The following is a 24,242-nucleotide window of genomic DNA, read 5'->3' on the forward strand; positions in this document are numbered from 1 at the left end:
CAGGAGAGCCGGGACGAGTGGGTTCGTCGGGGGACAGGGGGACGAGCCGTGGAGCCGTCTTTCGTGGCGCTGTCCGTCGGGGACGGCTGCTCGGGGGGCCGCCGTTCGTCGTGCTGCCGGTCGCGGGGGCACCGGCGGCGCGGGCGTGGGCCGTTCGGGCCGGCCGGCCCGGCGCGGGCGGGCGCCGGGCCGCTCAGCCCGCGAACCAGCGCACCGGCTCGGGTGCGAGGTTCTGGTAGACGTGCTTGGTCTCGCGGTACTCGGCGAGCCCGGCCGGGCCCAGTTCGCGGCCGACGCCGCTCTTGCCGAAGCCGCCCCACTCCGCCTGCGGCAGATAGGGGTGGAAGTCGTTGATCCAGACGGTGCCGTGGCGCAGCCGGCCGGCGACGCGGCGGGCGCGGCCCGGGTCGGTGGTCCACACGCCGCCCGCGAGGCCGTACTCGGTGTCGTTGGCCAGCGCGACGGCCTCGTCCTCGGTGCGGAAGGTCTCGACGGTGAGGACCGGTCCGAAGACCTCCTCGCGCACGACGCGCATCTCGCGGTGGCAGTGGTCGAGGACGGTCGGCTCGTAGAAGTAGCCGTTCTCGGGGCGCTCGGGGGACGGCTCGGGGCGCTTGCCGCCGCAGCGCAGCACCGCGCCCTCCTCGAGGGCGGAGGCGACGTACGCCTCGACCTTGGCGCGCTGCTGCTCGGAGACGAGCGGGCCGCACTCGACGCCGTCCTCGGTGCCGCGGCCGAGGCGGATCTTCCCGGCTCGCCGGGCGAGTTCGGCCACGAACCGCTCCCGCACGGACTCCTCGACGATGAGGCGGGCACCGGCCGAGCAGACCTGGCCACTGTGGATGAAGGCGGCGTTGAGGGCCTGGTCGACGGCGGTGTCGAAGCCCTCCTCGGTGGCGCAGGCGTCGGCGAAGACGACGTTGGGGTTCTTGCCGCCCAGTTCGAGGGCGACCTTCTTGACGGTGGGCGCGGCGGCCTGGGCGACCTTGGTGCCGCTGACCAGCCCGCCGGTGAAGGAGACCAGGTCGACGTCGGGGTGCTCGGCCAGGCGCGCGCCGACCGAGTGGCCGGGCCCGGTCACGATGTTGGCGACACCGGCGGGCAGCCCGGCCTCGACGAGCAGGTCGATCAGCGCGACGGTGGTCATCGGCGTGATCTCGCTGGGCTTGACGACGAAGGTGTTGCCGGCGGCGAGCGCGGGGGCGATCTTCCAGCTGGCCTGCAGCAGCGGGTAGTTCCAGGGCGTGATCATCGCGCAGACGCCGACCGGCTCGTGGACGACGACGCTGTGGACGTCCGGCGAGCCGGCGTCTACGACCCGGCCCGGGGACTCACCCGCCACCAGGTCGGCGAAGTACCGGAAGGCGTCGGCGACGCAGTCGATGTCGACGCGTCCCTCCTCGACGGTCTTGCCCGCGTCCTGCGCCTCCAGCCGTCCGAGCTTCTCGCGGTCCCGCACGAGGAGGTCGGCGACGCGGCGCAGCAGCGCGGCGCGCTCGGAGACGGGGGTGCGCGGCCACTCGCCCTCGTCGAACGCCCGCCGCGCCGCGGCGACGGCCAGGTCGGTGTCCTTCTCGTCCCCCTCCGCGACCAGGGCGAAGGGCACGGCGTCCGCGGGGTCGATGATCTCGCGCGTGGCTCCGGAGAGGGCCGCTCGCCACTCTCCTCCCGCATGGATGGTTTCGCGCGCCTGAAGTCCGGTACTTTCCGCCATGATCGCTCTTCGCCTTCCGTTCCTGATCAGCGCCCCTGCGTCACCTGCGTGCCACTGAGGGACCGGGTTCGCCTGCCCGACTCCCCCGATTGCATGCGCCCGCGTGACCGAAAGTGCGCTGTGTCACGGGAGATGCGGACAAACACGGACAGAACGCCCAACGTCCGGCGGGTTTCCGGATGTTCGCGCCCTGCGCCGCTCGCCCTTCCGGACGTCCGGGAAGGGGCGCGGGAAACGTGCAGGCCCCGCACCGGGAGAACCGGTGCGGGGCCTGCGCGCGGAAGCGTACGGCTCCGGGCGGGAGCCGGGGGTCAGATGAGACCGAGACCGCGGACCGCCTCGCGCTCCTCCTCGAGCTCCTTGACGGAGGCGTCGATGCGGGCGCGCGAGAACTCGTTGATGTCCAGACCCTGGACGATCTCGTACTTGCCGTCCTTGCAGGTGACGGGGAAGGAGGAGATCAGGCCCTCCGGGACGCCGTAGGAGCCGTCCGACGGGATGCCCATGGAGACCCAGTCGCCCTCCGCGGTGCCGTTGACCCACGAGTGGACGTGGTCGACGGCGGCGTTGGCGGCGGAGGCGGCCGAGGAGGCGCCGCGGGCCTCGATGATGGCGGCACCGCGCTTGGCGACGGTCGGGATGAAGTCCTCGGCCAGCCACTTCTCGTCGTTGACGACCTCGGCGGCGTTCTTGCCGGCGACCGTGGCGTGGAAGATGTCCGGGTACTGCGTGGCGGAGTGGTTGCCCCAGATCGTCAGCTTCCTGATCTCGGAGACCGGGGTGCCCGTCTTCTTCGACAGCTGCGTCAGGGCGCGGTTGTGGTCCAGGCGGGTCATGGCCGTGAACCGCTCGGCCGGGACGTCCGGCGCGGCGGCCTGGGCGATGAGGGCGTTGGTGTTGGCCGGGTTGCCGACCACGAGGACCTTGATGTCGTCCGCGGCGTGGGCGTTGATGGCCTGACCCTGCGGCTTGAAGATGCCGCCGTTGGCCTCCAGCAGGTCACCGCGCTCCATGCCCTTGGTCCGGGGGCGGGCGCCGACGAGCAGACCGACGTTGGCGCCGTCGAAGGCGACGTTCGGGTCGTCGGTGATCTCGATGCCCTGCAGGAGCGGGAACGCGCAGTCGTCCAGCTCCATGGCCGTGCCCTCGGCCGCCTTCAGCGCCGGCGTGATCTCGAGGAGGCGCAGCTTCACCGGCACGTCCGCGCCGAGCAGCTGACCGGAGGCGATGCGGAAGAGCAGGGCGTAACCGATCTGGCCGGCCGCGCCGGTGACGGTGACGTTCACGGGAGTGCGGGTCATGGCGTTCTCCGTATGACAGCTGGCGGTAGGGGCGGGGTCCCTGCCCCGGACATGTGATCGATCTCTTGGCGTCAAGAGATCGACCAGCGGTCAGGCTATCGCGCATCCGGGATCCCGGACCGCCGGGTCGGTGTGGCCCGGCCCACAACCCCTCCCCCGGCCCGCACGGGAAGCGGCCGCCCGTCCGGGAGAGAGGGACGAGGGCGGCCGCCGGAGGGGGGTACCGGCCGTGCCGGAATCCCGTGGGGGTACGGTCCGCCTGCCCGGTTCCGCCCGGACCATGCCTCCCGAGGGGGCGTTTCCGGTCACATCCCCGGCCGGCTCGGAGGCTCGTGCGCCTACTTCGTGCAGCCCTGGCCGCCCGCCGCCAGGGTCGTGCACGCCTTGGCCTCGGCGGCGCTCTTCACGGGCACCATCGGGGTGTAGGCGACGGTGTCGCCGGTCTCGGTGATGCTGCCTGACTGCTTCGCCCCGCCCGCGCTGATCCGCACCTCGTCGCCCTGTGCGGCTCCCGTGATCCGGCCCCAGGCCGCCTTGCAGGTCTCGCTGTAGCGGACTTCCACGACGGTCGTGCCGACGGTCGCGGTGGTGGCCGTGGTGACCAGGTCGCCGCTGCAGCCCATGTTCTCGGCGTCCTTGCCGGCGCAGCCGTCGCCGCTGCACTTCACGCCGGGCGGCAGCTCGGTCCGGCCCGTGACGGTGGGGGACGGCGACGCGCCGCCCTTCTTCGCCTCGTCGTCGCCTCCGCCCCCGGTGAGGGAGAAGGCGCCGGCGATCACCACGAGCACACCGACGGCGGCCGCGACGAAGGTCGCGGTCCGGCGCTTGGCGGCGGCCGGGGCGGTCCCGCCGGCGGCCGGGCGGGCCCCGGCGGGCACGGCGTCCCGCGGAGGCTCGCCGTACGCGCCGGCGCCGGAGGGACGGGAGCGGTCACCGGACGGCCCGGCAGGGCCGGAACGGTCACCGGACGGCCCGGAGGGACGTGCGGAGCCCGGGCCCGGCCGGCTGCCGGCGCCGGAGCCCGGCGGGCGGCCCGTCGGCGACGGCCCCTTGTACCCGGCCAGCCCCCACGAGTTGACGTCGCCCGTCCCGCTGCGGGCGCCGCCCTCGCGCAGACCGCTGCCGGTGGAGTCCTGGACCTCGGGCGCGGTGGGCTGCACCGGCACGCTCGGCGCGACCCCGGCGGGACCGGCGATGCCCGGCGTGACCGTGGTGCTGCCGCCGCGGGCGGGCCGGCTGCCCGGGGAGGCCGTCCGGCCGCCGCCGGACGCGCGCGCGGCGTCGCCGAAGTCCTGTCCGCCGAACTCCCCGAGCGCGGCGCGCGCCTGGGAGATCCGTATGGCCTCCATGGTCATGTCGTGCCGCATCTCCGAGCGGCTCCAGGCGCGCTCGGCCAGCTCCCACATGGTGGTCAGGTGCAGCGGATTGGTTCCGGTGACCTCGGCCAGCGCCACGATCGCGCCCTTCGGCGCGAGCAGCCGGCCGTTCAGGTAACGATCCCAGGACGTCTTGCTGTAACCCGTGCGGTCCGCCACCGACGCGATGCTCAGACCGCTGCGGTCCACGAGCCTGCGCAGCTGGCTGGTGAACTCCCTGATCTGCGGATCGAGCTCATCGGGCAAGGCCTTCCAACGAGGCATTGCGTCCCCCTCTTCCCCCCGGTCGTGCTGATGTTTCCCGCGCTCCGCGCCCCCGCGCGCGGCGGCCCTGGCCGAGTCCCGGTGTGGCTACCCACTGGGATGCGCCCCCGCAGGATCTCAGTTCCCGGGCCGAGGGCGCACAGAAGCACGGAGACCGCGTGCGGAAACACGCCGAGCCGTCCTGATTGTCCACGCCGGAGCCGGTGTCGCACCACTTCGTGCGGTATCGGAAGCCGGACGTACCGGAACCGTCACTTCCGTGCCACAGCGCTCTGACAGCCGTTGAACAGGCCGTTCGCCGTGCAGGAGATTGTTCGTGACGGCGGCCCGTCCTTCCTCGGGGGAGAGGACGGGCCGCCGCTCGGCGTCACTCGCTGGTGACGGTGAAGTGCAGGGTGTCCTTCAGGAACGGGATCTGCAGCAGCGGTTCGGGCTGGGCCATCAGCGCCAGCAGGACGATCACCACGCCCAGCACGCCGTAGGTGGCGATGTCCGTGAAGCGGGAGCGGACCGCGAGCATGCCGACGTCGGGCAGCAGCCAGCGCAGCACCCCGCCGCCCAGCAGCGCGACACCGATCAGCAGGGTCCCGATCCGGAACTGGTCGAACGCGGTCACGAGCAGTCCGGCCCCGGCCAGGCACAGGACGGCCAGCAGCGGCCACTGCCGGGCCGGCGCGGGCGCGTCCCCGGACGCCGCACGGCCACCGCCCTCCGGCCGCGCGGTGTCCTTGGTGAACAGCGGGAACCGCCGGGTGACCCGTCGCGGCCGGCCCTCGGCGTCGGGCGCGCTGACGGGGTCGCGGACGGTGATCTCCTCCGCCGCGTCCGGCTCGCCGGCGGCCCGGGGCTCAGCCGACACCGCGCTCCGCCGCCTCGACCACGTTGACGAGCAGCTGGGCGCGGGTCATCGGGCCGACCCCGCCGGGGTTCGGGGAGATGAAGCCGGCGACCTCGGCCACGTCGGGGTGGACGTCGCCCACGATCTTGCCCTCGGCGCTGCGCGAGACGCCGACGTCGAGGACGGCCGCGCCCGGCTTGACGTCCTCGGCGCGGATCAGGTGGGCGGAACCGGCGGCGGCGACGATGATGTCCGCGCGCCGGAGGTGGGCCGACAGGTCGCGCGTGCCGGTGTGGCACTGGGTCACGGTGGCGTTCTCGCTGCGGCGGGTCAGCAGCAGCGGCATCGGGCGGCCGATGGTGACGCCGCGTCCGACGACCACGACCTCGGCGCCCTTGATCTCCACCCCGTACCGGCGCAGCAGGGTCAGCACGCCGTTCGGCGTGCAGGGCAGCGGCGCCGGCTCGTTGAGGACCAGACGCCCGAGGTTCATCGGGTGCAGCCCGTCCGCGTCCTTGTCCGGGTCCATGAGTTCGAGGATGCGGTTCTCGTCGATGCCCCGGGGCAGCGGCAGTTGCACGATGTACCCGGTGCAGGCCGGGTCCTCGTTCAGCTCGCGCACGACCGCCTCGATCTCCTCCTGCGTGGCGGTGGCGGGCAGCTCGCGCTGGATGGAGGCGATGCCGACCTGCGCGCAGTCGCGGTGCTTGCCGGCGACGTACTTCTGGCTGCCGGGGTCGTCCCCGACCAGGATCGTGCCGAGGCCGGGCGTGACGCCCTTCTCCTTCAGCGCCGCCACGCGGGCGGTCAGGTCGGACTTGATCGCGGCTGCGGTGGCCTTGCCATCGAGAATCTGGGCGGTCATGCCCCCATCCTCGCGGATGACCCGCCCGCGGTTCCAATCCGCCCGCGATCCGGGCACCGGGGGGCCCGTCCCGCCGTATCCGCCCATGATCGGTGATGTTGCACTTGCACAACACATCGGGAACGCGGCTGGACAAGCCCGTGCGCGGTGCAGAACGATGAGCCGACAAGTGCTGCGGGCAGCTCAACGGGGGGACGGTCGCATCTGCAGAACTTTCCTCCGTGCGGGATGTCGCGCGCCAGCCCGCACTCGAAGACCAACGGAGGAAAGTCCGCCATGAGCTACGGCGACCCGAACAACCCCTACGGCGCTCCCCAGGGGCAGCAGCCGCAGCAGCCCGGTTACGGCTACCCGCAGCAGCAGGGACAGGCCCCCGGCTACGGCTACCCGCAGGCCCCTCCGGTTTCCCCCTACGGCGGCCCGGCCGCCCCCACCACGATGCCGGGTTCGGTCGGCGCGGCCCGCGTGATGCTGTGGGTCATCGTCGGCCTGCAGGTCGTCGGTGTGGCCCTCTTCGCCTTCTCCGCCGTCGCGCTCAACGCCGCGAAGAACGACGAGTCCCTGAAGGACAACACCGCCTTCCAGGACCTGGTCGGCGACTCGACCGGCCTCATCTGGGGCTACGTGGTCTTCGGTCTGGCCTGGCTGGTGTTCGCGGCCGTACTGGCCACGAAGTTCAAGAACGGCGGCAACGGCGTCCGCGTCACCATCCTGGTCTTCGCCATCATCACGGCGGTCCTGGGCATCTACCCGTTCGTCGTCGTCGGCCTGGTGCACACCATCCTGGCCGTCCTCATCGCGGTGTTCGTCGGCAACGCGGCGGGCAAGGCCTGGTTCAACCGCCCCCGTTACTGAGCGGACCCGGCCGGCCGGACCACTTCACGCCAATCACACCCAAGGGCCGTGTCTCACCCGTACGAGGGGGGCACGGCCCTGGCGCGTCGCCCTAGTCTGACGGTGTAGCCGTTCAGGCACGGGGAGACACCTTGTTCAGCATCGTCGTGGTACCTCCGCCGACCACGGAGGACGAGCGAAACCGCACCCGTACCGCCCGCGCGCCCCGCACGGGAACCTCCTCCCGCCGCCGCGCGCCCGACCACGTCGCCCGCTCCTTCCGTCCGGCCCTCCGGCACCGTCGGACCCGCCCGGTCCGGGTGACCCGGTGACCGAGCCCTACGCCGTGCCCGTCCCGCGGGGGTACCGGGTCGGCGTCTGGGAGGTGCGCGAGCCGCTGGCGACCGGCGCCTTCGGCAGCGTCTACGCCGCCCGCCGCGTCGGCGGCGGCGGTGAACTGCCGTCCACGGCCGCCCTGAAGTTCCTGCCCACCGGGACGGCCACGCCCCGCCGGCTGTCGCACCTGCGGGAGCTGGCCGAGCGGGAGGTCGCCCTGTACCGGCGGCTGAGACGGCCGCGTCTGGTGCGGATGTACCAGACGCTGACCGTCGACGACCCGGACCGCCCGCACCTGGACGGCGCCACCGTCCTCGTCCTGGAGCGGGCCGAGGGGTCCCTGTCCGCCCTGCTCGCCGCCGCACCGCGGCCCGCCGCCGGGCCCGTCCTGCTCGCGCAGATCTGCGAGGGCCTGGTCCAGCTGCATGCCGCGGGGTGGGTGCACGGCGACCTGAAACCGGCCAACGTGCTGCTGATGGCGGACGGTTCGGTCCGGCTGGCCGACTTCAACATGGCCGCCGAACTGGAGGGCACGCACGCCTACACGCCCGCCTTCTCCACCCCCGACTACACCCCGCCGGAACTGCTGTGGACGGAGATCGGCGAACGCGGCCGCCGCATCCGCCCCTCGGCCGACGTGTGGGCCTTCGGCGTCCTGGCGCACCTGGTGCTCACCGGCTCCTTTCCGCTGCCCGGTGCCACCCCGGCCACCCGCCGCGACGCCGCGGCCGCCTACGCCCGCGGCACCGAGGCACTGCGCCTGTCGCCGGAACTGCCCGAGGCCTGGCGGCGGATCATCACCGCCTGCCTGACCCGCACCCACCGCGACCGCCTCGACGCCCCGGCGCTGCTGCGGTCGGTCCGCGCGGCCTGCGGCACCCCGTACCGCCCGCCGCACCCGTTCCGCCCGGTCCGCCCGCTCCTGCCGCGCCCGGTCCGGCGCGCCACGCGCGCGTGGGTCACGGCGGCCGCGGCCGCCGCCGTGTGCGCCCTCGCGGCCCTGGCCTACGGCATCGGCGTCTGGGCGGACGGCGCGCCGGGCGGCACCAGCGGTCCCAGCGCGGGCGCCAACGTGGCCGCCGCCACGTACGGGGCCTCGGAACTGCGCACCGACCGGGGCATCCCGCCCGCCTACCGGCTGCTGATCGTGGAGACGGCACACGACTGCGACCAGGAGGAGGTCAGCCCGGTCCTGCTCGCCGCCATGCTGAAGGTGGAGAGCGACTTCGACCCGGACCTCGCCGACCCGGCCAACGACGAGTACGGCATCGCCCGCTGGACCCCGCGCGTGCTGCGCTGGTGGATGAACGAGGACGGCACCCCCAACGAGACCGTGCCCCGGCCGCCGTTCCCGCCGGCCGAGTCCATCCCGGCGATGGGCCGCTACCTGTGCTGGATCGCCCCGCGCCTGCACGACGACCTGCCCGGCGACCGCCGGGTGCTGATCGCCGCGGCCTACCGGACGTCGTACGGCACGCTGAACAAGGCGGGCGGCGTCCCCCCGGACCAGCGCGCGTACGCGGCACGCGTGGCCCGTTACCTGCAGGAGTACGCGCCCCGGGGCCGGTAGCGGGTGCCGGCCGGTCCCGGCGGGCCGTACGGGACGGCGCCGGGCGTCGTCGCCCGGCGCCACCCCCTCACCGGTCTCAGTGGAAGAAGTGCCGGGTCCCGGTGAAGTACATCGTCACGCCCGCCTTCTGCGCGGCCTCGACGACCAGTTCGTCGCGGACCGAACCGCCGGGCTGCACCACGGCCTTCACGCCGGCCCCGGTGAGGATCTCCAGACCGTCCGGGAAGGGGAAGAAGGCGTCGGAGGCGGCGTAGGCACCCGCCACGCGCTCGGCGCCCGCCCGCTCGACGGCCAGCTTCGCGGAGTCGACGCGGTTGACCTGCCCCATGCCGACGCCGACCGAGGCGCCGTCCTTGGCGAGCAGGATCGCGTTGGACTTCACCGCGCGGCAGGCCCTCCAGGCGAAGGCCAGCTCGGCCAGCTCGGCCTCGCCCAGCGCCTCGCCGGTCGCCAGCGTCCAGTGGGCCGGGTCGTCGCCCTCGGCCTGGAGCCGGTCGGTGACCTGGAGCAGCGCGCCACCGTCGATGGGCTTGACCTCGACCGGGGCGGCCGGGCCCTCGGGGCAGCGCAGCACGCGGATGTTCTTCTTCTTGGTGAGGGCCTCCAGGGCGCCGTCCTCGTAGTCCGGCGCGACGATGACCTCGGTGAAGATCTCCGCGACCTGCTCGGCCATCTCCCTGCTGACCGGGCGGTTGACCGCGATCACGCCGCCGAACGCCGACAGCGGGTCGCAGGCGTGGGCCTTGCGGTGCGCCTCGGCGACGTCCGCGCCGATCGCGATGCCGCAGGGATTGGCGTGCTTGATGATCGCCACGCACGGCTCGGCGTGGTCGTACGCGGCACGGCGGGCGGCGTCCGTGTCCGTGTAGTTGTTGTACGACATCTCCTTGCCGTGCAGCTGCTCGGCCTGGGCGAGACCGCCGGTGCCGGAGACGTACAGCGCGGCCGGCTGGTGCGGGTTCTCGCCGTAGCGCAGGGTGTGCTCGCGCTCCCAGGTGGCGCCGAGGAAGTCGGGGAACCGCGACTCGTCGACCGGCGCGTAGGAGGAGGCGAACCAGGAGGCGACGGCCACGTCGTAGGCGGCCGTGTGCTGGAAGGCCTCGGCGGCGAGCCGCTTGCGCGTGGCGAGGTCGAAGCCGCCGTTCTGCACGGCGGACAGGACGTCGGCGTAGCGGGCCGGGCTGGTGACCACCGCGACCGAGGGGTGGTTCTTGGCGGCGGCGCGGACCATCGAGGGGCCGCCGATGTCGATCTGCTCGACGCACTCGTCGGGGGAGGCGCCGGAGGCGACCGTCTCGCGGAACGGGTAGAGGTTGACCACGACGAGGTCGAACGGCTCGACGCCCAGCTCGGCGAGCTGCTCGCGGTGGCTGTCCAGGCGCAGGTCGGCGAGGATGCCGGCGTGCACGCGCGGGTGCAGCGTCTTCACGCGGCCGTCCAGGCACTCGGGGAAGCCGGTCAGTTCCTCGACCTTGGTGACGGGGACGCCGGCAGCGGCGATCTTCGCGGCGGTGGAGCCCGTGGAGACCAGCTCGACCCCGGCCTCGTGGAGCCCGCGCGCGAGGTCCTCAAGACCGGTCTTGTCGTAGACGCTGACGAGCGCCCGGCGAAGGGGCCGCTTGTTGCTCTCGGCGGTCACTGGATAACTACCTTTCGTCCCTCAATGCGATAGCCGTTGCGGGCGAGCCGCCCCACGACCTCGACGAGCAGCCTTCGCTCGACTTCCTTGATGCGCTCGTGCAGAGCGCTCTCGTCGTCCTCGTCCCGGACCTCGACCACGCCCTGGGCGATGATCGGGCCGGTGTCGACGCCGTCGTCGACGAAGTGGACGGTGCAGCCGGTGACCTTCGCGCCGTACGCGAGCGCGTCCCGTACGCCGTGGGCCCCGGGGAAACTGGGCAGCAGGGCGGGATGGGTGTTGACGAACCGCCCGCCGAACCGGGCGAGGAACTCCTTGCCGACGATCTTCATGAACCCGGCGGAGACGACGAGGTCGGGCTCGAAGGCGGCGACGGCCTCGGCGAGCGCGGCGTCCCACTCCTTACGGCTGCCGTGGTCCGTCACCCGGCACACGAAGGTCGGCAGCCCGGCGCGCTCGGCGCGGGCCAGTCCCTCGATGCCCGTGCGGTCGGCGCCGACGGCGACGATCTCGGCCCCGTACTCCTGCGCGCCGGTGGCGGTGATCTCGTCGAGCAGCGCCTGGAGGTTGGTGCCTGATCCGGAGACCAGCACGACGAGGCGCTTGGCGCGCGGGGCCACGGGCTTGGCGGCCACGGTGGTGGGCCTTTCTCGGGGGAGCGTCTGTCCGGGCGGCCGTTCCGGCGTCCGTGCGCTGCGTTTGTGCATTCCTACGAATGCATCGCACCCCCGGATACGGGGAAGCCTACGAACCGGTCGGCCGTCAGCAACGATACCGGCACTCCGGACGGCCCCCACGGGACGGGGGCCCGGCCGGGAGGTAGCGTCTGGGCGGAACCGGTCCGGGAACGCCTTTCGGACGCGGTGCGTTCGGGAGGTGACGGGCCCGGTTCCGTCACCACCCCAGTTCTGTCCACCGATGCCCCCTCACCAACGGGAAGACGCTCACCTTGATGCCGGACCGCAGCCTGCGACTCCCCACGTTCCCCCAGCTGTCACCACAGGGAGGGGAGCGCGGCGCCGTGCTGCTGCGGGAGCGCCCCGGCTCACCGCCCGACGCCCCCTCCGGCGGCGGCTCCCGGGACGACCGGGGCCGCGGCAAGGAGGAGGACAACCCCTTCGCCCCACCGCCCGAGGGCACCCCGGACCGCCCCTGGCAACCCCGGCACCCGTCCGGGGACGACTCCCGGGACGGCGGGGAGCGGGACCGTTCGCCGTGGGGCAGCCGGTGGAGCGACCGCCAGCCCGGCCGCTCCCCCGACGGATTCGGCGAGCGCCCGCGCGGCCCCGAGGGCCAGGGCGGCGGTCCCCAGAGCGGCGGCCCGGCCATGCGCTGGGACCCGACGGACCCCGCCCAGCGCCGGGCCCGGTACTCCCTGCTGTCGGGCATGTGGGCCTTCTTCTTCGCGCTGTTCAGCTGGCAGTACGTGGCGCTGCTGCTGGGCGCGCTCGCCCTGTACTGGGCCATCAGCTCGCTGCGCGCCAAGCCCCGCCCGGCCGACCCGGACGCCCCTGCGGTCCCGGAGAAGCAGCAGAGCCGTCCGCAGACGACGGCGGCGGTGAGCGGCCTGGTCACGGCGTCCCTGGCGATCGCCCTGGTCGCCGCGTCGTTCGCCGCCCAGCTGGTCTACCGCGACTACTACACGTGCACGAACGACGCCCTGACCAACGAGGCGAAGCAGTCCTGCTCGCAGCTCCTGCCGGAGGAGTTGCGGGGCCTGTTCGGCACCGACGGCTGACGCCCCGGCCGCCGCCACCCCTCCGGCCGCCGCGTCAGCCGTGGTCCGGCCAGGAGGCGCGGCTTGGTGGGGGTGCCGCCGCCTCGGCGGCCTCCGCTGCATCCATGGCGTCCATGGCGCCTGTGGCGTCCGTATGAGGGGCACCGGCGGTGCCAGGGGCCCTTGTGATGCCACCGCCGGCCTGGCCGAAGGACCCGGGTGCCCGGTCGGCCGGCAGGGGGCCGAAGCCGAAGTCCGGGTCCCGCGGGAGGAAGTCGTACGGTTCGTACTCCGGGTCGTCGTCGTCCCGGTCGGCGAGGCCGTACAGGGCGTCGTGGCCGAAGGAGGCGCGGGTCGCGCCGGCCGCGGAGTCCGCCGACCGTGACGGCGACGCCGGGGCGGTCCCCGCTTCCGCCGGGTCGGCACCCGCGGCGACACCGGCCGGACCCGCGACACCGGTGCGCGTGAAGCGGCGGCCGAGCCGCGACTTCTTCGCCGGGCGTTCCGACCCGGCCTCCTCCCGCTGTCTGCCGATGCCCGGCTGCACCGCCGAGGGCGTCCGGCTCCGCCAGGAGCGCAGCACCATCGCCGTCAGCACGGCAGGCAGCACCAGCCACGCCAGGGCCGCCGCGCCCACCTGCCACCAGACCGGCCCGAACCGCGCCAGGACGGCCGCGCCGAGCGGCCCGCCCGCCAGCGCGGCCAGCCCGGCCAGCAGCGCCGCGCAGAGCATCGCTCCCAGGGCGGCGGCACGGACGGTACGCCCGGCGGGCCGGACACCGGCGGCGCCCTCACCGACCGGTCGCCCGCCGCCCCGTTCGGGAACGGTCGCGCCCTTCTCGCTCTGCGGCTGCGAGGAGGTCGCGCCCCCGGCGGCCGTCCGGCCGATCATCACACCGGCGACGGCCGGCACCGCCCCGGCCGCCCAGTGCAGCAGCGTGCCCTGCCCCGTGTCCGGTACCGCGGCCAGCAGCGGGAAGGGGGGCAGGAGCGGAGCCGGCGCGGAGACGAGAGGGCTGACGGCGTGCCCTGCGCCGAGTGCGAAGCCGGGGCCGAGCGCGTAGGCCGCCGCCCACACCGCCGCGTTGGGCAGCAGGGCCACGCACAGCAGCAGCACCGCGAACCGGCCCGACCAGCCCTCGGTCAGCCGGAGCAGCGATCCGTGCGCGCTCGCCCCGTGCCAGGCCAGTGACGCCAGCAGCAGCAGGGCGCCGCCGCCGAGCAGGACCACCAGGCCGGCGCCCGCGGCCCGCGCGGCGACGCCCGGGCGGCCGTCCGGGCCGAACAGCAGCGGCCGTACGGCCCCCGGCAGCACGCTCAGCAGCCGCCGCAGCGGCCCGCCGGGACGGCCGTACGCCGACCAGACGCCCGCTCCGGACCCGGCGACGGCGACCAGCGGGACGCAGACCGCGGCCCACGCCCAGGACGGACGCAGGGAACCCCCGGCGGCGTAGAGGGCGGCGGGTGCGGCGACCGCGAGGTAGCCGAGGACGGCACCCGTCCACGCCGTGCGGGCGGGCACCAGTGGCGGTCCCTCGTCCTCGTCCTCGTCGGCGTACGGGGCGTGAGCGGTGCGGCCGGCGCTGCCGTCGTTCCCGTCGCCCGCTCCGCCGAACGCGGCGTCCCGTCCCGCGCGGTGCAGCAGCCACAGCGGCAGCGCGAGCAGCAGCAGCGGGGTGACGCCCATGGGGACGGCGATGCCGGAGAGGGTGTCCGTGCGGACCAGCTCGGCGCCGTGGGCCAGCAGCCACAGGGCCGCCGCGACGTGCAGCGCCCCGCCCGGGCCGCTGTCGGGGTACGGCGAGGTGATCCACAGCAGCGTCACCAGTACGGCGAAGGACGCCAGGCCCAGCCCCGCCGCGACGGCACCGTCGACGATGCCGCCGCCCAGTCCGGGTGAGCGGTCCCGGAGCCGGGTGAGCAGGGGCGACGGGGGACGTCGGCGGGTGGTCATCTCGATCACGACGGCCATGCTCCCAACGACACGCGCTTTCCCGTCGTAACAGGCGAACCACCGCTGTGTCGCTCAATATACGGTTATGTACTTTTCCGGCCGGAGGGGCGCCCTGTGACCCAGAGCCCTGACATCCCGCTTCCACCGCCCAAGGAGCGTCGACGCCTGCGGGAGAGCGCCTCGCTGACGCGCGCTCAGCTGGCCTCGCGGGTGGGCGTCACCAGCGACACGGTGCGCGGATGGGAGACCGGCCGCTCCACGCCGCGCGGCCGCAAGGGGCAGAAGTACGCGAGGCTGCTGAACGCCCTGGGCGGGGAACCGCCGGTGACGCTTGCTCAGGACGACGCCGGTGTGCGGGCAGGCGCGGCGCCCGGTACGCCGTCCGAAGCGGCGGGCGGCGGCGGGACGGGCGGTGAGACGCCCGGCGGCGCGAGGGACGAAGGAGAAGGTGAAGCGACCGACACCGGGAGCGGCGAAGCCGCCGAGGCGGTGAACGCGGAAGCGGTGAACGCGGAAGCGGCCGGCACGGTGAACGCAGAGGCCGCCGACGCGGTGAACTCGGAAGCGGCCGACGCCGTGAACGCGGAAGCCACCAACACGGTGAACGCAGAAGCGGCCGAGGCGGTGAACGCGGAAGTCGCCAGCACGGTGAACGGTGAGGCCGCCGACGCGGTGAACTCGGAAGCGGCCGACGCCGTGAACGCGGAAGCCGCCAGCACGGTGAACGCAGAAGCGGCCGAGGCGGTGAACGCAGAAGCGGCCAATACCGGGAGCGGTGAAGCCGCCGACGCCGTAAACGCGGAAGCCGCCGGCACGGTGGACGGAGAAGCGGCCGAGGCGGTGAACGCGGAAGCCGCCAGCACGGTGAACGGTGAGCCCGCCGACGCGGTGAACGCGGAAGCGGCCGGGGCCGTGACGCCGGAAGCGGCCGACGCGGCGAGCGGTGAGGTGGCCGAGGCGGCGAGCGGTGAAGGGGCCGACGCGGCGAGCGGTGAGGTGGCCGACGCGGCGAGCGGTGAGGTGGCCGAGGCGGCGAGCGGTGAAGGGGCCGGACGGGTGAAGGCTCGGTCGCGGCGCGCACGGCGCAGGGCCGCCGCGCTGGCCGAACGGAGCCGGGCCTCCACGCGGGCCGAACGCGGTCGGGCCTCCACGGCCGAGGCGTCGGGCGTGGCCACGGTCGACGCGCCGCCAGGCGCGGCCACCCCTGACGCCCCGGCTACGAGTGCGGCTACCCGCTCCGGCACGCCCGGCGCGTCCGCTGCGAGTACGACGACGTCCGATTCGTCCCGTACGGCCACCGCGGAGCGGAAGCGGGCCGCCTCGGGCGATCGGGGCCGGCTCCCCTTCACGCGACGGCGACGGGGCTCGGCCGCCCCCGACAGGTCCCGCGGCCCGGTCCCCGAAGACCTGCACACATCCGACGCGGATCACGACCACGACCACGCCCCCGCCCACGACCACGGGCACGTCCATGCGCCCACCCGCGACCACGCGCCCGCGCGTGACCGTGAACGCCGCCCGGGTCGGGACGGTGAACACTCTGTCGTCCGGGGCCGTGGACACGGGCCGGGTCAGCACCGGCGGCACGCTCCCGTCACCGACCCGGACCGGCCCGCGGCTCCGGACGTTCACCCGTCCACGGTTCCCGACCGGGACCGGCCGCCCCTGCTCGAACGGGGGCCCGCCCACGCCCGTACCGCCGGGCCCGGCCGGCCGGACGGCGCGGCCGGCGCGCTGACCCCGGCCGAGTCCTTCGACGCGTTGTACGCCTTCTGCGCACCCGCGCTCGTCCGGCAGACGTACCTGCTGACCGGCCGCCGGGACCTCGCCCGCGAGTCGGTCGAGCGGGCCTTCCAACTGGCCTGGCAACGCTGGCCCGAGGTGGCCCGGGACCCCGCCCCGGCGGGCTGGGTGCGCGCGGCGGCGTACGAGTGGGCGCTCTCCCCCTGGCACCGGCTGCGGCCCCGCCACCGTCACCCCGAGCCGCCGCCCTCCGACTCCCTCGACCGGGCACTGATGCACACCCTGCTGCAACTGCCGCCGCCCTACCGCCGCGCCCTGGTGCTGTACGACGGGGTCGGCCTGGGTCTGCCCGAGACGGCGGCGGAGACGGAGGCGAGCACCCGCGCGACGGTGAACCGGCTGGCGCACGCGCGCGAGGCGGTCGCGGAGCGGCTGCCGGAGCTGGCGGACCCGGAGGTGCTGCACTGGCGGCTGGTCGAGCTGGCTTCCGCCGAACGACTGCGGGCCGCCAATCCGCCCGTCGTCCGGCGCGGCGGAGAACGCCGGGCCCGTTTCTGGACCCGGGCCGCCATCGCGTTCACGGTCGCCCTCGTCGGCACCACGGCCCTGACCCTCCACACCGCCCCGACGCGGTACGAGCCGCCCGTGCCGCCCGGGGAGACGGTTCAGGGCGTGCCGCCCCCGGTCGCGCCCGGGCCGCTGTCGGAGTCGGAGCGTGAGCTGCGCGCCAAGCTGCGCGAGGAACAGCAGAAGGGCCCGGAACGGCTGCTGCCGCAACCACGGTGACGCGTCGCGCGCCTCCGCGAACGACGGTGGGCCCGCCCCTGTGAGGGGGCGGGCCCACCGTCGGCTGCGAGGGACGGGACGGCCTTCGGCCGGTCGTCACGACCCGGCCCGGCCGTCCGCGCTCACGCGGACGCCGTGCGCTTCGTTCAGCCGGCGAGGATCTCGCGCGCCAGCTTGGCCGTCTCGGTCGGCGTCTTGCCGACCTTGACGCCGGCGGCCTCGAGGGCCTCCTTCTTCGCGGCGGCCGTGCCGGAGGAACCGGAGACGATGGCGCCGGCGTGGCCCATGGTCTTGCCCTCGGGCGCGGTGAAGCCCGCGACGTAGCCGACGACCGGCTTCTTCACGTTCTCCTTGATGAAGGCCGCGGCCCGCTCCTCGGCGTCGCCGCCGATCTCACCGATCATGACGATCAGGTCGGTGTCGGGGTCGGCCTCGAACGCGGCCAGGGCGTCGATGTGCGTGGTGCCGATGACCGGGTCGCCACCGATGCCGACGGCGGAGGAGAAGCCGATGTCCCGCAGCTCGTACATCATCTGGTACGTCAGCGTGCCGGACTTCGAGACCAGGCCGATGCGGCCCGGCTTGGTGATGTCGCCCGGGATGATGCCGGCGTTGGACTGGCCCGGGGTGATGAGACCGGGGCAGTTCGGGCCGATGATCCGGGTCTTGTTGCCCTTGGACACGGCGTAGGCGTAGAACGCGGCCGAGTCGTGGACGGCGATGCCCTCGGTGATGACGACCGCGAGCGGGATCTCGGCGTCGATGGCCTCGACGACGGCCGCCTTGGCGAAGGCCGGCGGGACGAAGAGGACGGACACGTTCGCGCCCGTCTTCTCGATCGCCTCGGCGACGGTGCCGAAGACCGGGATCTCGGTGCCGTCGACGTCGACGGTCGTGCCGGCCTTGCGCGGGTTCACGCCACCGACGATGTTCGTGCCGTCGGCCAGCATGAGCTTGGTGTGCTTCATGCCCGTGGCACCGGTCATGCCCTGGACGATGACCTTGCTGTCCTTGTTGAGGAAGATAGCCATGGCTGTGTAGTCCCTCGTCCCTTACTTCGCAGCAGCCGCGAGCTCGGCGGCCTTGTCGGCCGCGCCGTCCATGGTGTCCACGCGCTGGACCAGCGGGTGGTTGGCGTCGGAGAGGATCTTGCGACCCAGCTCGGCGTTGTTGCCGTCCAGACGGACGACGAGCGGCTTGGTGACGTCCTCGCCCTTGTCCTTGAGCAGCTGCAGCGCCTGGACGATGCCGTTGGCGACCTCGTCGCAGGCGGTGATGCCGCCGAAGACGTTGACGAAGACGGACTTGACGTCCGGGTCGCCGAGGATGATCTCCAGGCCGTTGGCCATGACGGCGGCGGAGGCGCCACCACCGATGTCGAGGAAGTTGGCGGGCTTGACGCCACCGTGCTTCTCACCGGCGTACGCGACGACGTCCAGGGTGCTCATGACGAGACCCGCGCCGTTGCCGATGATGCCGACCTCGCCGTCGAGCTTGACGTAGTTGAGGTTCTTGGCCTTGGCGGCGGCCTCGAGCGGGTTGGCCGCGTCCTTGTCCTGGAGGGCCTCGTGCTCCGGCTGGCGGAACTCGGCGTTCTCGTCCAGGGAGACCTTGCCGTCCAGGGCGATGACGTCACCGGAGGCGACCTTGGCCAGCGGGTTGACCTCGACCAGGAGGGCGTCCTCCTTGATGAAGGTGTCCCACAGCTTGACCAGGACGTTGACGACCTTGTCGGCGACCTCGGCCGGGAACTTGGCGGCCGCGACGATCTCGCGGGCCTTCTCCTCGGTCACGCCCTCGTTGGCGTCGATCGGCGTCTTGGCGACGGCCTCGGGGCGGGTGGCCGCCACCTCCTCGATCTCCATGCCGCCCTCGACGGACGCGATGGAGAGGAAGGTGCGGTTGGCACGGTCCAGGAGGAAGGAGACGTAGTACTCCTCGACGATCTCCGGAGCCGTCTCGGCGATCATCACCTTGTGGACCGTGTGGCCCTTGATGTCCATGCCGAGGATGTTGGTCGCGTGCTCGACCGCCTCGTCGGGGGTGGCGGCGAGCTTGACGCCGCCGGCCTTGCCACGGCCGCCGACCTTCACCTGGGCCTTGACGACGGACTTGCCACCGAGGCGCTCGGTGGCTGCGCGGGCCGCCTCAGGCGTGTCGATGACTTCACCGGCCAGCACCGGTACATCGTGCTTGGCGAAGAGGTCCCTCGCCTGGTACTCGAACAGGTCCACGCGCTTCCGTCCCTATCAGTGATCTCGCGGTTCGTTGTCTGCGTGGGCGTGCCGCGAGGGCAACGTGACGTCCGCCGTCTGTCACAAGGGAGGCGCACACGGTGTCCGAGCGCGCGGCATGTCCGTCTCGCAGGTTATCGCTGCTTCCGGGGGGCCTCTAAATCGAGGGTCACACCTGAGCGGTGATACCTGTCACATGATGCCGCCCTCTCTGGCACGGCGTGCCGGGGGTGAGGGGCCTCACCGGGCTGGGGCCGGCCCGGTGAGGCCCACGGAACGCTCCTGCCGCCTCTTTCGGCGGCAGTGCGCCGGGGGGCCGTTCCCCACCCCGATGGGGACGACCACCCCGCCCGCGAGGGTCCGGCCACCGACCGGCCGACGGATTTCGGCAGTGGCGGGCGTAAGCCACGCGGGAGTACGGGCGAGTACGGGGTGAGCTGCGCTCGCTGTGTGCGGCGCTGTGCGCTGTGCGCTGTGCGCTGTGCGCTGTGCGCTGTGCGGCTGTGGGCTCGGGCGCGGCGGTCGGACGGTTCGCGTCCCCGCGGCTCAGCCGTCACGGGCGTCGCGCCTGCCGGTGAGCCCGGTCAGCCCGGAGGCCGGGGACTAGCCGGGGAAGAGGGGGACGTCCCGCTGGGCGTCCCGGACACCGGCCGCGTCGGTACGGCGGGCCTGGGAGCCGGGCACGCCCCGCAGCGGGACGTGAAGGCCCGGGGCGAGGGCGTGCGGGGCGCCGTGCCGCGCTGTGCCCTGGTCGGCGGTGGACCGGTTGCCGAGCACACCGTCGGAACGCCCACCCGGAGCCCGGTCGGCCTGGACCGGCCCGAAGCGCGTGCCGGATGCAGCGCCGTCGTCCTCGGAGACGGCGTGTTCCACTCGTCCGGGTCGGTGCGCGGGGGCCGCGACCGTGCAGGCGACGAGGTGGCGGTCGATGCCGTGGGGAGCGTTGTCCGCCTCACTCTTTCGCTGACGGCGGTCGGGTACGCCGACGGAGGACGGCTGCGTCGGGCCCGGGTCGGGGTCGATCACCGCCGGGCGTACCGGGACCGCCGGGAGCGGTCCGGGGGGCGTCTGCGCGCTCGTGAACGCCGGTGCGCTCGGGAACGCCGGCAGTGCGGGAATGCCGGGGAGCGGCACGACGGTGCCGTCGGAAGAGGGCGGGGCCGGGAGGGGCGGCAGACCGGGGCCACCGGGCTGGGTGGGCAGCGGAAGGTCAGGAGCCGATGGCAGACCGGGAAGCGACGGCAGGCCCGCGCTGTCCGGCAGGGCGGGCGGCGGGAGGTCCGGCGCGGCTGCGGGGCCGGGAGGCCGGACGGCCCGCTCTGGCCGGACGGCATCCCTCGACGGGGCACCGTCCGGCCCGCTCACCTCACGCCGTGTCGGGTATCGGCAGCGGCCGCTTCTCGAGCGCCGCCGCCATGACCTCCGGGAACAGGTCCGGCGTACAGGCGAACGCCGGTGCCCCCAGGGCCGCGAGGGCCGCCGCGTGCTCCCGGTCGTAGGCAGGGGCTCCCTCGTCCGACAGCGCCAGCAGTGTCACGAACTGCACCCCCGACGCCTTCATCGCCGCGACCCGCTTGAGCATCTCGTTGCGGATACCGCCCTCGTACAGGTCACTGATCAGCACGACCACCGTCTCCGCGGGCCGGGTGATCTGCGACTGGCAGTAGGCGAGCGCCCGGTTGATGTCCGTGCCGCCGCCCAGCTGCGTGCCGAACAGAACATCCACCGGGTCGTCGAGCTGGTCGGTCAGGTCGACGACCGCCGTGTCGAAGACGACGAGTCGCGTGGAGATCGTCCGCATCGAGGCGAGCACCGCCCCGAACACCGATGCGTACACGACCGATGCCGCCATGGATCCCGACTGGTCGATACAGAGGATGACCTCCTTCTTGGTGGACCGGGTCGCCCGCCCGTAGCCGATGAGCCGGTCCGGCACGATCGTCCGGTGCTCGGGCAGGTAGTGCTTGAGGTTGGCCGCGATGGTGCGGCTCCAGTCGATGTCGTGGTGGCGGGGCCGGCTGACGCGGGCGCTGCGGTCGAGTGCACCCGTGAGGGTGGCCCGGGTGCGGGTGGCCAGGCGCTTCTCCAGGTCCTCGACGACCTTGCGCACGACGGCCCGAGCCGTCTCCTTCGTCGTCTCCGGCATGGCCTTGTTGAGCGACAGCAGCGTGCCGACCAGGTGTACGTCGGCCTCGACCGCCTCCAGCATCTCCGGCTCCAGCAGCAGGGTCGCGAGGCCGAGCCGGTCGATGGCGTCGCGCTGCATCACCTGCACGACGGAGGACGGGAAGTAGGTGCGGATGTCGCCGAGCCAGCGGGCCACCGAGGGTGCCGACGCACCGAGCCCCGCGGAACGGTCCCGGCCGGCCTGCTTCCCGCCGTCCTTCTTGCCGTAGAGCGCGGTGAGCGCGCCGTCCATCGCCGCGTCCTGCCCGGACAGCACGCACCCCGTGCCGTCGGCGGCCTCGCCCCCGAGCACCAGCCGCCACCGCCGCAGCCGCTCCTGTGCGGCGTCCGTCATCCCGGCCGTCACCGTCGGCCTCCCGGCCGAGGCCGTTCCCACAGCGGCATCACCGGCACGGTCGTCCGCGGCCGGCCGTCCGGCCCCTGTGTGCCGCCGGCCGTCCCGGACGCGTCCGTCGCGTCGGTCGTCATCCCGTCACCCCCGTCAGTTCGTCGGTCGGCTCGTTCGTCGCTTCGTCGTCCGCGTGCGTGTCGTCGAGTCCGAGCAGCAGCCGTACGACCGGCAGCACGGCGTCCGCACGCGCCGGGTCGAGTTCGGCCGCGAAGCCCGGCGGGCCGGAACCCGCGGCGGTCGCACCGCCCGTGGCTCCCGGGCCGCGCCGGACCAGTTCGCCCAGGGTGCGGCGCACCCCGGGCTCGTACGCCGAGAAGGTGCGCCGCAGCAGGGGCAGCACGTCCGTGAACGCCTCGGCCGGCACGCCGGTCAGCCAGGCGTCGACCAGCCCGAGCAGCCGTTCGTCGTGCACCAGGAGCATCCCGCCCCCGGAACCCCCTCCGACGAAGCCCTCGATCCAGGCCGCCGCGTCCGCGGGCGGTGTGCCCGGTGACAGGACGAGCCCCATGAGACGCGCCGCCTCCTCCTGTTGAAGCTCCCCGTCGTCGAGCAGCAGCCGCACGGCCCGGCCCCGGATCACCCCGGGCACGGTGTCCCGTACGGACAGCACCCGAAGGACCGACTGCCAGCGGTCCCGCAGGCGGCCGTGTCCCGCCGCGGGCGTGTCCCCGAGGAGGCCCACGGCCGAGTGCACCGCGTCCACGTGGGACCGCATCTCCTCGGCCGCGTCCGCGTCGAGGGCGGCACAGGCCGGGGGCAGGCCGACGAAGACCCGCTCGGCCAGACCGGCGGCGACCTCACCCAGGGCGCCGGTGTCCGTGCCGCGGACGTCTCCGTAGCGCAGCGAGCGGACCAGGGCCGGCAGTGCCTGGGCGAGATGGCCGACGTCCGCGTCGAGGGCGGCGCGGTCGGCCAGGATCCGCATCACCGTGGGCAGGGCGTCGGGGAGTTCGGCCAGCAGGCAGCGCTCGGCGAGCGCCGTGACGTCGGCGAGCCCCTGGGCGGCGACGGCGTCGGCCTCGGCCTTCGCGGTCGCGGCGGACAGGACGGTCGTGCCCCACACGCCGGCCTCGGCGATCCGCACCGACAGCTCGGGCTCCCAGCGCAGCCGCCACGTCTCCCGGAAGGTGCCCGTGCTGCTCCGGGAGGCGGCCGGCTCGCCCCAGGCGATGCCGAGCAGCCGCAGCCGGTGCAGGAGTCTGCTGCGGGCGGCGTCGGTGTCCTTGCGCAGGTCGAGCTCCAGCTCGCGTCCCAGCGCCTCCGGCTTCAGCCGCAGCCGGCGCTGGAGCCGGTCCAGATCCCGCTGGAGCGGCACGGCCGGTGCCGTCTGCGGGACCTCCCCCAGCACGTCCCCCACGACCAGCCGGTCCCGCACCAGCGCCAGCGGCACGTCCGAGCCCTCGCACATGACCGCCCGCACGGCGTCGGTCGTCTCGCTCAGGCCGGGCAGCGGACGGCCGCGCATCACGGCGAGCGTCTCCGCCAGCCGCACCGCCTCGATGACGTGGGCGGAGGAGACGATGCGGTCCTCCTCGCGCAGCAGCCCGGCCACCTTGGTCATCCACCGCTCCACCGGCCGGTCCGGGGCGCCGAACAGGTGCCCGTACCAACCCGGCGAGTCGATGCCCGCGCCGTACCCGCTGAACCGGGACAGTCTGCGGTGGGTCCACGGCACCCACGTCATGTCCGTCCTGACCTTGGGCAGGCCCTTCAGCAGTGCCCGGTCGGCGGTGACGGTGGTCCTTCGCCGCAGCGCGGGCACGTGCCAGGCCCCGCAGACGACGGCCACGCCGTCCTCGAACTCCTTCCGGGCCGCCCGCACCTGGAGGCGCATGTACGCCTCGCGCACCAGGTCCCGGTCGTGTCCTCCGCTGCCGTACGTCTCCCGCAGGGCCGTCATGGCCTCCTCGAGCACGGTGAACGGTGCGAGCGCGTCGCCCTCCCCCGCGCCCCGGTGCTCGACGACGTCCTCCCACCAGCGTTCCGGGTCGTCGTAGCCGGCGGTCTCGGCGAGTACGCCGAGCGGGTCGATCCGCACCTCGGCGGGGCCCGGGGCGGACCGCTCCTCGTCACCGCCGACGGTGGGTTCGGCGTGCGCCGGCCGTTCCCCTCCGGCGTCCTCCCGCCTGTCCCACGCCAGCGTGTGTGCGGCCGGCAGGTCGATGAAGCGGGCCGGGACGCCGTGCTCCAGCGCCCAGCGCAGGGCGACCCACTCGGGGGAGAACTCGGCCAGCGGCCAGAACGCCGAGCGGCCGGGCTCGTCCACCGCGTGGGCGAGCAGCGCGACGGGCGGCCGCATCTCCTCGTCGGCGGCGAGCGGGATCAGCGCGTCGGCCTCGGGCGGTCCCTCGACCAGCACGGCACCCGGCCGGGCCTCGTCCAGCGCGGCCCGCACCGCCCGCGCCGATCCCGGGCCGTGGTGGCGCACACCCAGCAGCAGCGGCTGCGCCCCGGGCCGCCGGACCGCGGCCCCTTCCACACCGGTCACCTTCT

The 24,242-nt window shown here is 74.0% G+C and carries 16 protein-coding genes and 1 pseudogene; 4 read left to right on the forward strand and 13 right to left on the reverse strand.

The window, feature by feature from the left end:
• Window positions 1–193 precede the first annotated feature (193 nt).
• The 5 genes from Q5694_RS11775 to Q5694_RS11795 form a co-directional block, all read right to left on the reverse strand.
• Complete coding sequence (locus Q5694_RS11775) at window positions 194–1,714, reverse strand: aldehyde dehydrogenase family protein (RefSeq protein ID WP_333932604.1); 1,521 nt, start codon at window positions 1,712–1,714, stop codon at window positions 194–196.
• Between the two features lie 311 nt (window positions 1,715–2,025).
• A complete protein-coding gene (locus Q5694_RS11780) occupies window positions 2,026–3,015 on the reverse strand; it encodes a malate dehydrogenase (RefSeq protein ID WP_333932606.1) in 990 nt (329 codons plus the stop codon).
• Between the two features lie 338 nt (window positions 3,016–3,353).
• On the reverse strand, window positions 3,354–4,637 hold the full coding sequence (locus Q5694_RS11785; RefSeq protein WP_333932607.1) for an XRE family transcriptional regulator: 1,284 nt from the start codon (window positions 4,635–4,637) through the stop codon (window positions 3,354–3,356).
• Window positions 4,638–5,022: 385 nt separating this feature from the next.
• On the reverse strand, window positions 5,023–5,514 hold the full coding sequence (locus Q5694_RS11790) for a DUF3017 domain-containing protein (protein ID WP_333932608.1): 492 nt from the start codon (window positions 5,512–5,514) through the stop codon (window positions 5,023–5,025).
• Window positions 5,504–6,358, reverse strand: coding sequence for a bifunctional methylenetetrahydrofolate dehydrogenase/methenyltetrahydrofolate cyclohydrolase (locus tag Q5694_RS11795; protein ID WP_333932610.1), 855 nt, complete (start codon window positions 6,356–6,358; stop codon window positions 5,504–5,506). Before Q5694_RS11795 ends, Q5694_RS11790 begins: the two co-directional genes overlap by 11 nt.
• Before the next feature lie 276 nt (window positions 6,359–6,634).
• Here Q5694_RS11795 and Q5694_RS11800 point away from each other — a divergent pair, with 276 nt between their 5' ends.
• Both Q5694_RS11800 and Q5694_RS11805 read left to right on the forward strand, forming a co-directional pair.
• Entirely contained in the window at window positions 6,635–7,213 is a 579-nt protein-coding gene (locus tag Q5694_RS11800; RefSeq protein WP_333932611.1) for a hypothetical protein, read from the forward strand.
• A 307-nt stretch (window positions 7,214–7,520) separates the two neighbouring features.
• A complete protein-coding gene (locus Q5694_RS11805; RefSeq protein ID WP_333932612.1) occupies window positions 7,521–9,098 on the forward strand; it encodes a serine/threonine protein kinase in 1,578 nt (525 codons plus the stop codon).
• 76 nt (window positions 9,099–9,174) lie between these two features.
• Here the strand turns inward: Q5694_RS11805 and purH are convergent, their stop codons facing one another.
• Window positions 9,175–10,737 carry a bifunctional phosphoribosylaminoimidazolecarboxamide formyltransferase/IMP cyclohydrolase gene (gene purH / locus Q5694_RS11810; protein ID WP_333932613.1) on the reverse strand — a complete coding sequence of 521 codons (1,563 nt, stop codon included), beginning with the start codon at window positions 10,735–10,737 and terminating at the stop codon, window positions 9,175–9,177.
• The gene (gene purN, locus Q5694_RS11815; RefSeq protein WP_333932614.1) at window positions 10,734–11,372 is read right to left on the reverse strand and encodes a phosphoribosylglycinamide formyltransferase; all 639 of its coding nucleotides are present in this window, start codon (window positions 11,370–11,372) and stop codon (window positions 10,734–10,736) included. The genes purH and purN overlap by 4 nt, the downstream gene beginning before the upstream one ends.
• 317 nt (window positions 11,373–11,689) lie before the next feature.
• Between purN and Q5694_RS11820 the strand changes: the two genes are divergently transcribed.
• On the forward strand, window positions 11,690–12,475 hold the full coding sequence (locus tag Q5694_RS11820; protein WP_333932615.1) for a hypothetical protein: 786 nt from the start codon (window positions 11,690–11,692) through the stop codon (window positions 12,473–12,475).
• A 34-nt stretch (window positions 12,476–12,509) separates the two neighbouring features.
• On the opposite strand, the gene Q5694_RS11825 is transcribed toward Q5694_RS11820, so the two are convergent.
• Entirely contained in the window at window positions 12,510–14,426 is a 1,917-nt protein-coding gene (locus Q5694_RS11825; RefSeq protein WP_333932616.1) for a cell division protein PerM, read from the reverse strand.
• A gap of 96 nt (window positions 14,427–14,522) precedes the next feature.
• On the opposite strand from Q5694_RS11825, the pseudogene Q5694_RS11830 reads away from it, so the two are divergent.
• A pseudogene (locus Q5694_RS11830) lies at window positions 14,523–14,721 on the forward strand (helix-turn-helix domain-containing protein); the annotation flags it as partial.
• 2,362 nt (window positions 14,722–17,083) lie between these two features.
• Here Q5694_RS11830 and sucD read toward each other — a convergent pair.
• The 5 genes from sucD to Q5694_RS11860 all read right to left on the reverse strand — a co-directional run bounded on the left by sucD (window position 17,084) and on the right by Q5694_RS11860 (window position 24,237).
• Window positions 17,084–17,968: a succinate--CoA ligase subunit alpha gene (gene sucD / locus Q5694_RS11840; protein WP_094054536.1), complete on the reverse strand. Its 885-nt coding sequence runs from the start codon at window positions 17,966–17,968 to the stop codon at window positions 17,084–17,086.
• 21 nt (window positions 17,969–17,989) lie between these two features.
• Complete coding sequence (gene sucC, locus Q5694_RS11845) at window positions 17,990–19,171, reverse strand: ADP-forming succinate--CoA ligase subunit beta (protein ID WP_333932617.1); 1,182 nt, start codon at window positions 19,169–19,171, stop codon at window positions 17,990–17,992.
• Window positions 19,172–19,774: 603 nt separating this feature from the next.
• Window positions 19,775–20,197 (reverse strand): hypothetical protein, encoded by a 423-nt coding sequence (locus Q5694_RS11850; protein ID WP_333932619.1) that lies wholly within the window; start codon window positions 20,195–20,197, stop codon window positions 19,775–19,777.
• Window positions 20,198–20,537: 340 nt separating this feature from the next.
• Window positions 20,538–21,692, reverse strand: coding sequence for a VWA domain-containing protein (locus tag Q5694_RS11855; protein WP_333932620.1), 1,155 nt, complete (start codon window positions 21,690–21,692; stop codon window positions 20,538–20,540).
• Window positions 21,693–21,822: 130 nt separating this feature from the next.
• Entirely contained in the window at window positions 21,823–24,237 is a 2,415-nt protein-coding gene (locus Q5694_RS11860; RefSeq protein ID WP_333932621.1) for a DUF5682 family protein, read from the reverse strand.
• Between the last annotated feature and the right edge of the window lie 5 nt (window positions 24,238–24,242).

The sequence above is a fragment of the Streptomyces sp. AHA2 genome, assembly GCF_036857595.1.
GTDB lineage: Bacteria > Actinomycetota > Actinomycetes > Streptomycetales > Streptomycetaceae > Streptomyces.

Bases quoted from the DNA above. Each gene is read 5' to 3' on its own strand.
- Q5694_RS11775 (WP_333932604.1), bottom strand. From the start codon at position 1,714: ATGGCGGAAAGTACCGGACTTCAGGCGCGCGAAACCATCCATGCGGGA.
- Q5694_RS11780 (WP_333932606.1), bottom strand. From the start codon at position 3,015: ATGACCCGCACTCCCGTGAACGTCACCGTCACCGGCGCGGCCGGCCAG.
- Q5694_RS11795 (WP_333932610.1), bottom strand. From the start codon at position 6,358: ATGACCGCCCAGATTCTCGATGGCAAGGCCACCGCAGCCGCGATCAAG.
- Q5694_RS11800 (WP_333932611.1), top strand. From the start codon at position 6,635: ATGAGCTACGGCGACCCGAACAACCCCTACGGCGCTCCCCAGGGGCAG.
- Q5694_RS11820 (WP_333932615.1), top strand. From the start codon at position 11,690: ATGCCGGACCGCAGCCTGCGACTCCCCACGTTCCCCCAGCTGTCACCA.
- Q5694_RS11825 (WP_333932616.1), bottom strand. From the start codon at position 14,426: ATGGCCGTCGTGATCGAGATGACCACCCGCCGACGTCCCCCGTCGCCC.
- sucD (WP_094054536.1), bottom strand. From the start codon at position 17,968: ATGGCTATCTTCCTCAACAAGGACAGCAAGGTCATCGTCCAGGGCATG.
- Q5694_RS11855 (WP_333932620.1), bottom strand. From the start codon at position 21,692: ATGACGGACGCCGCACAGGAGCGGCTGCGGCGGTGGCGGCTGGTGCTC.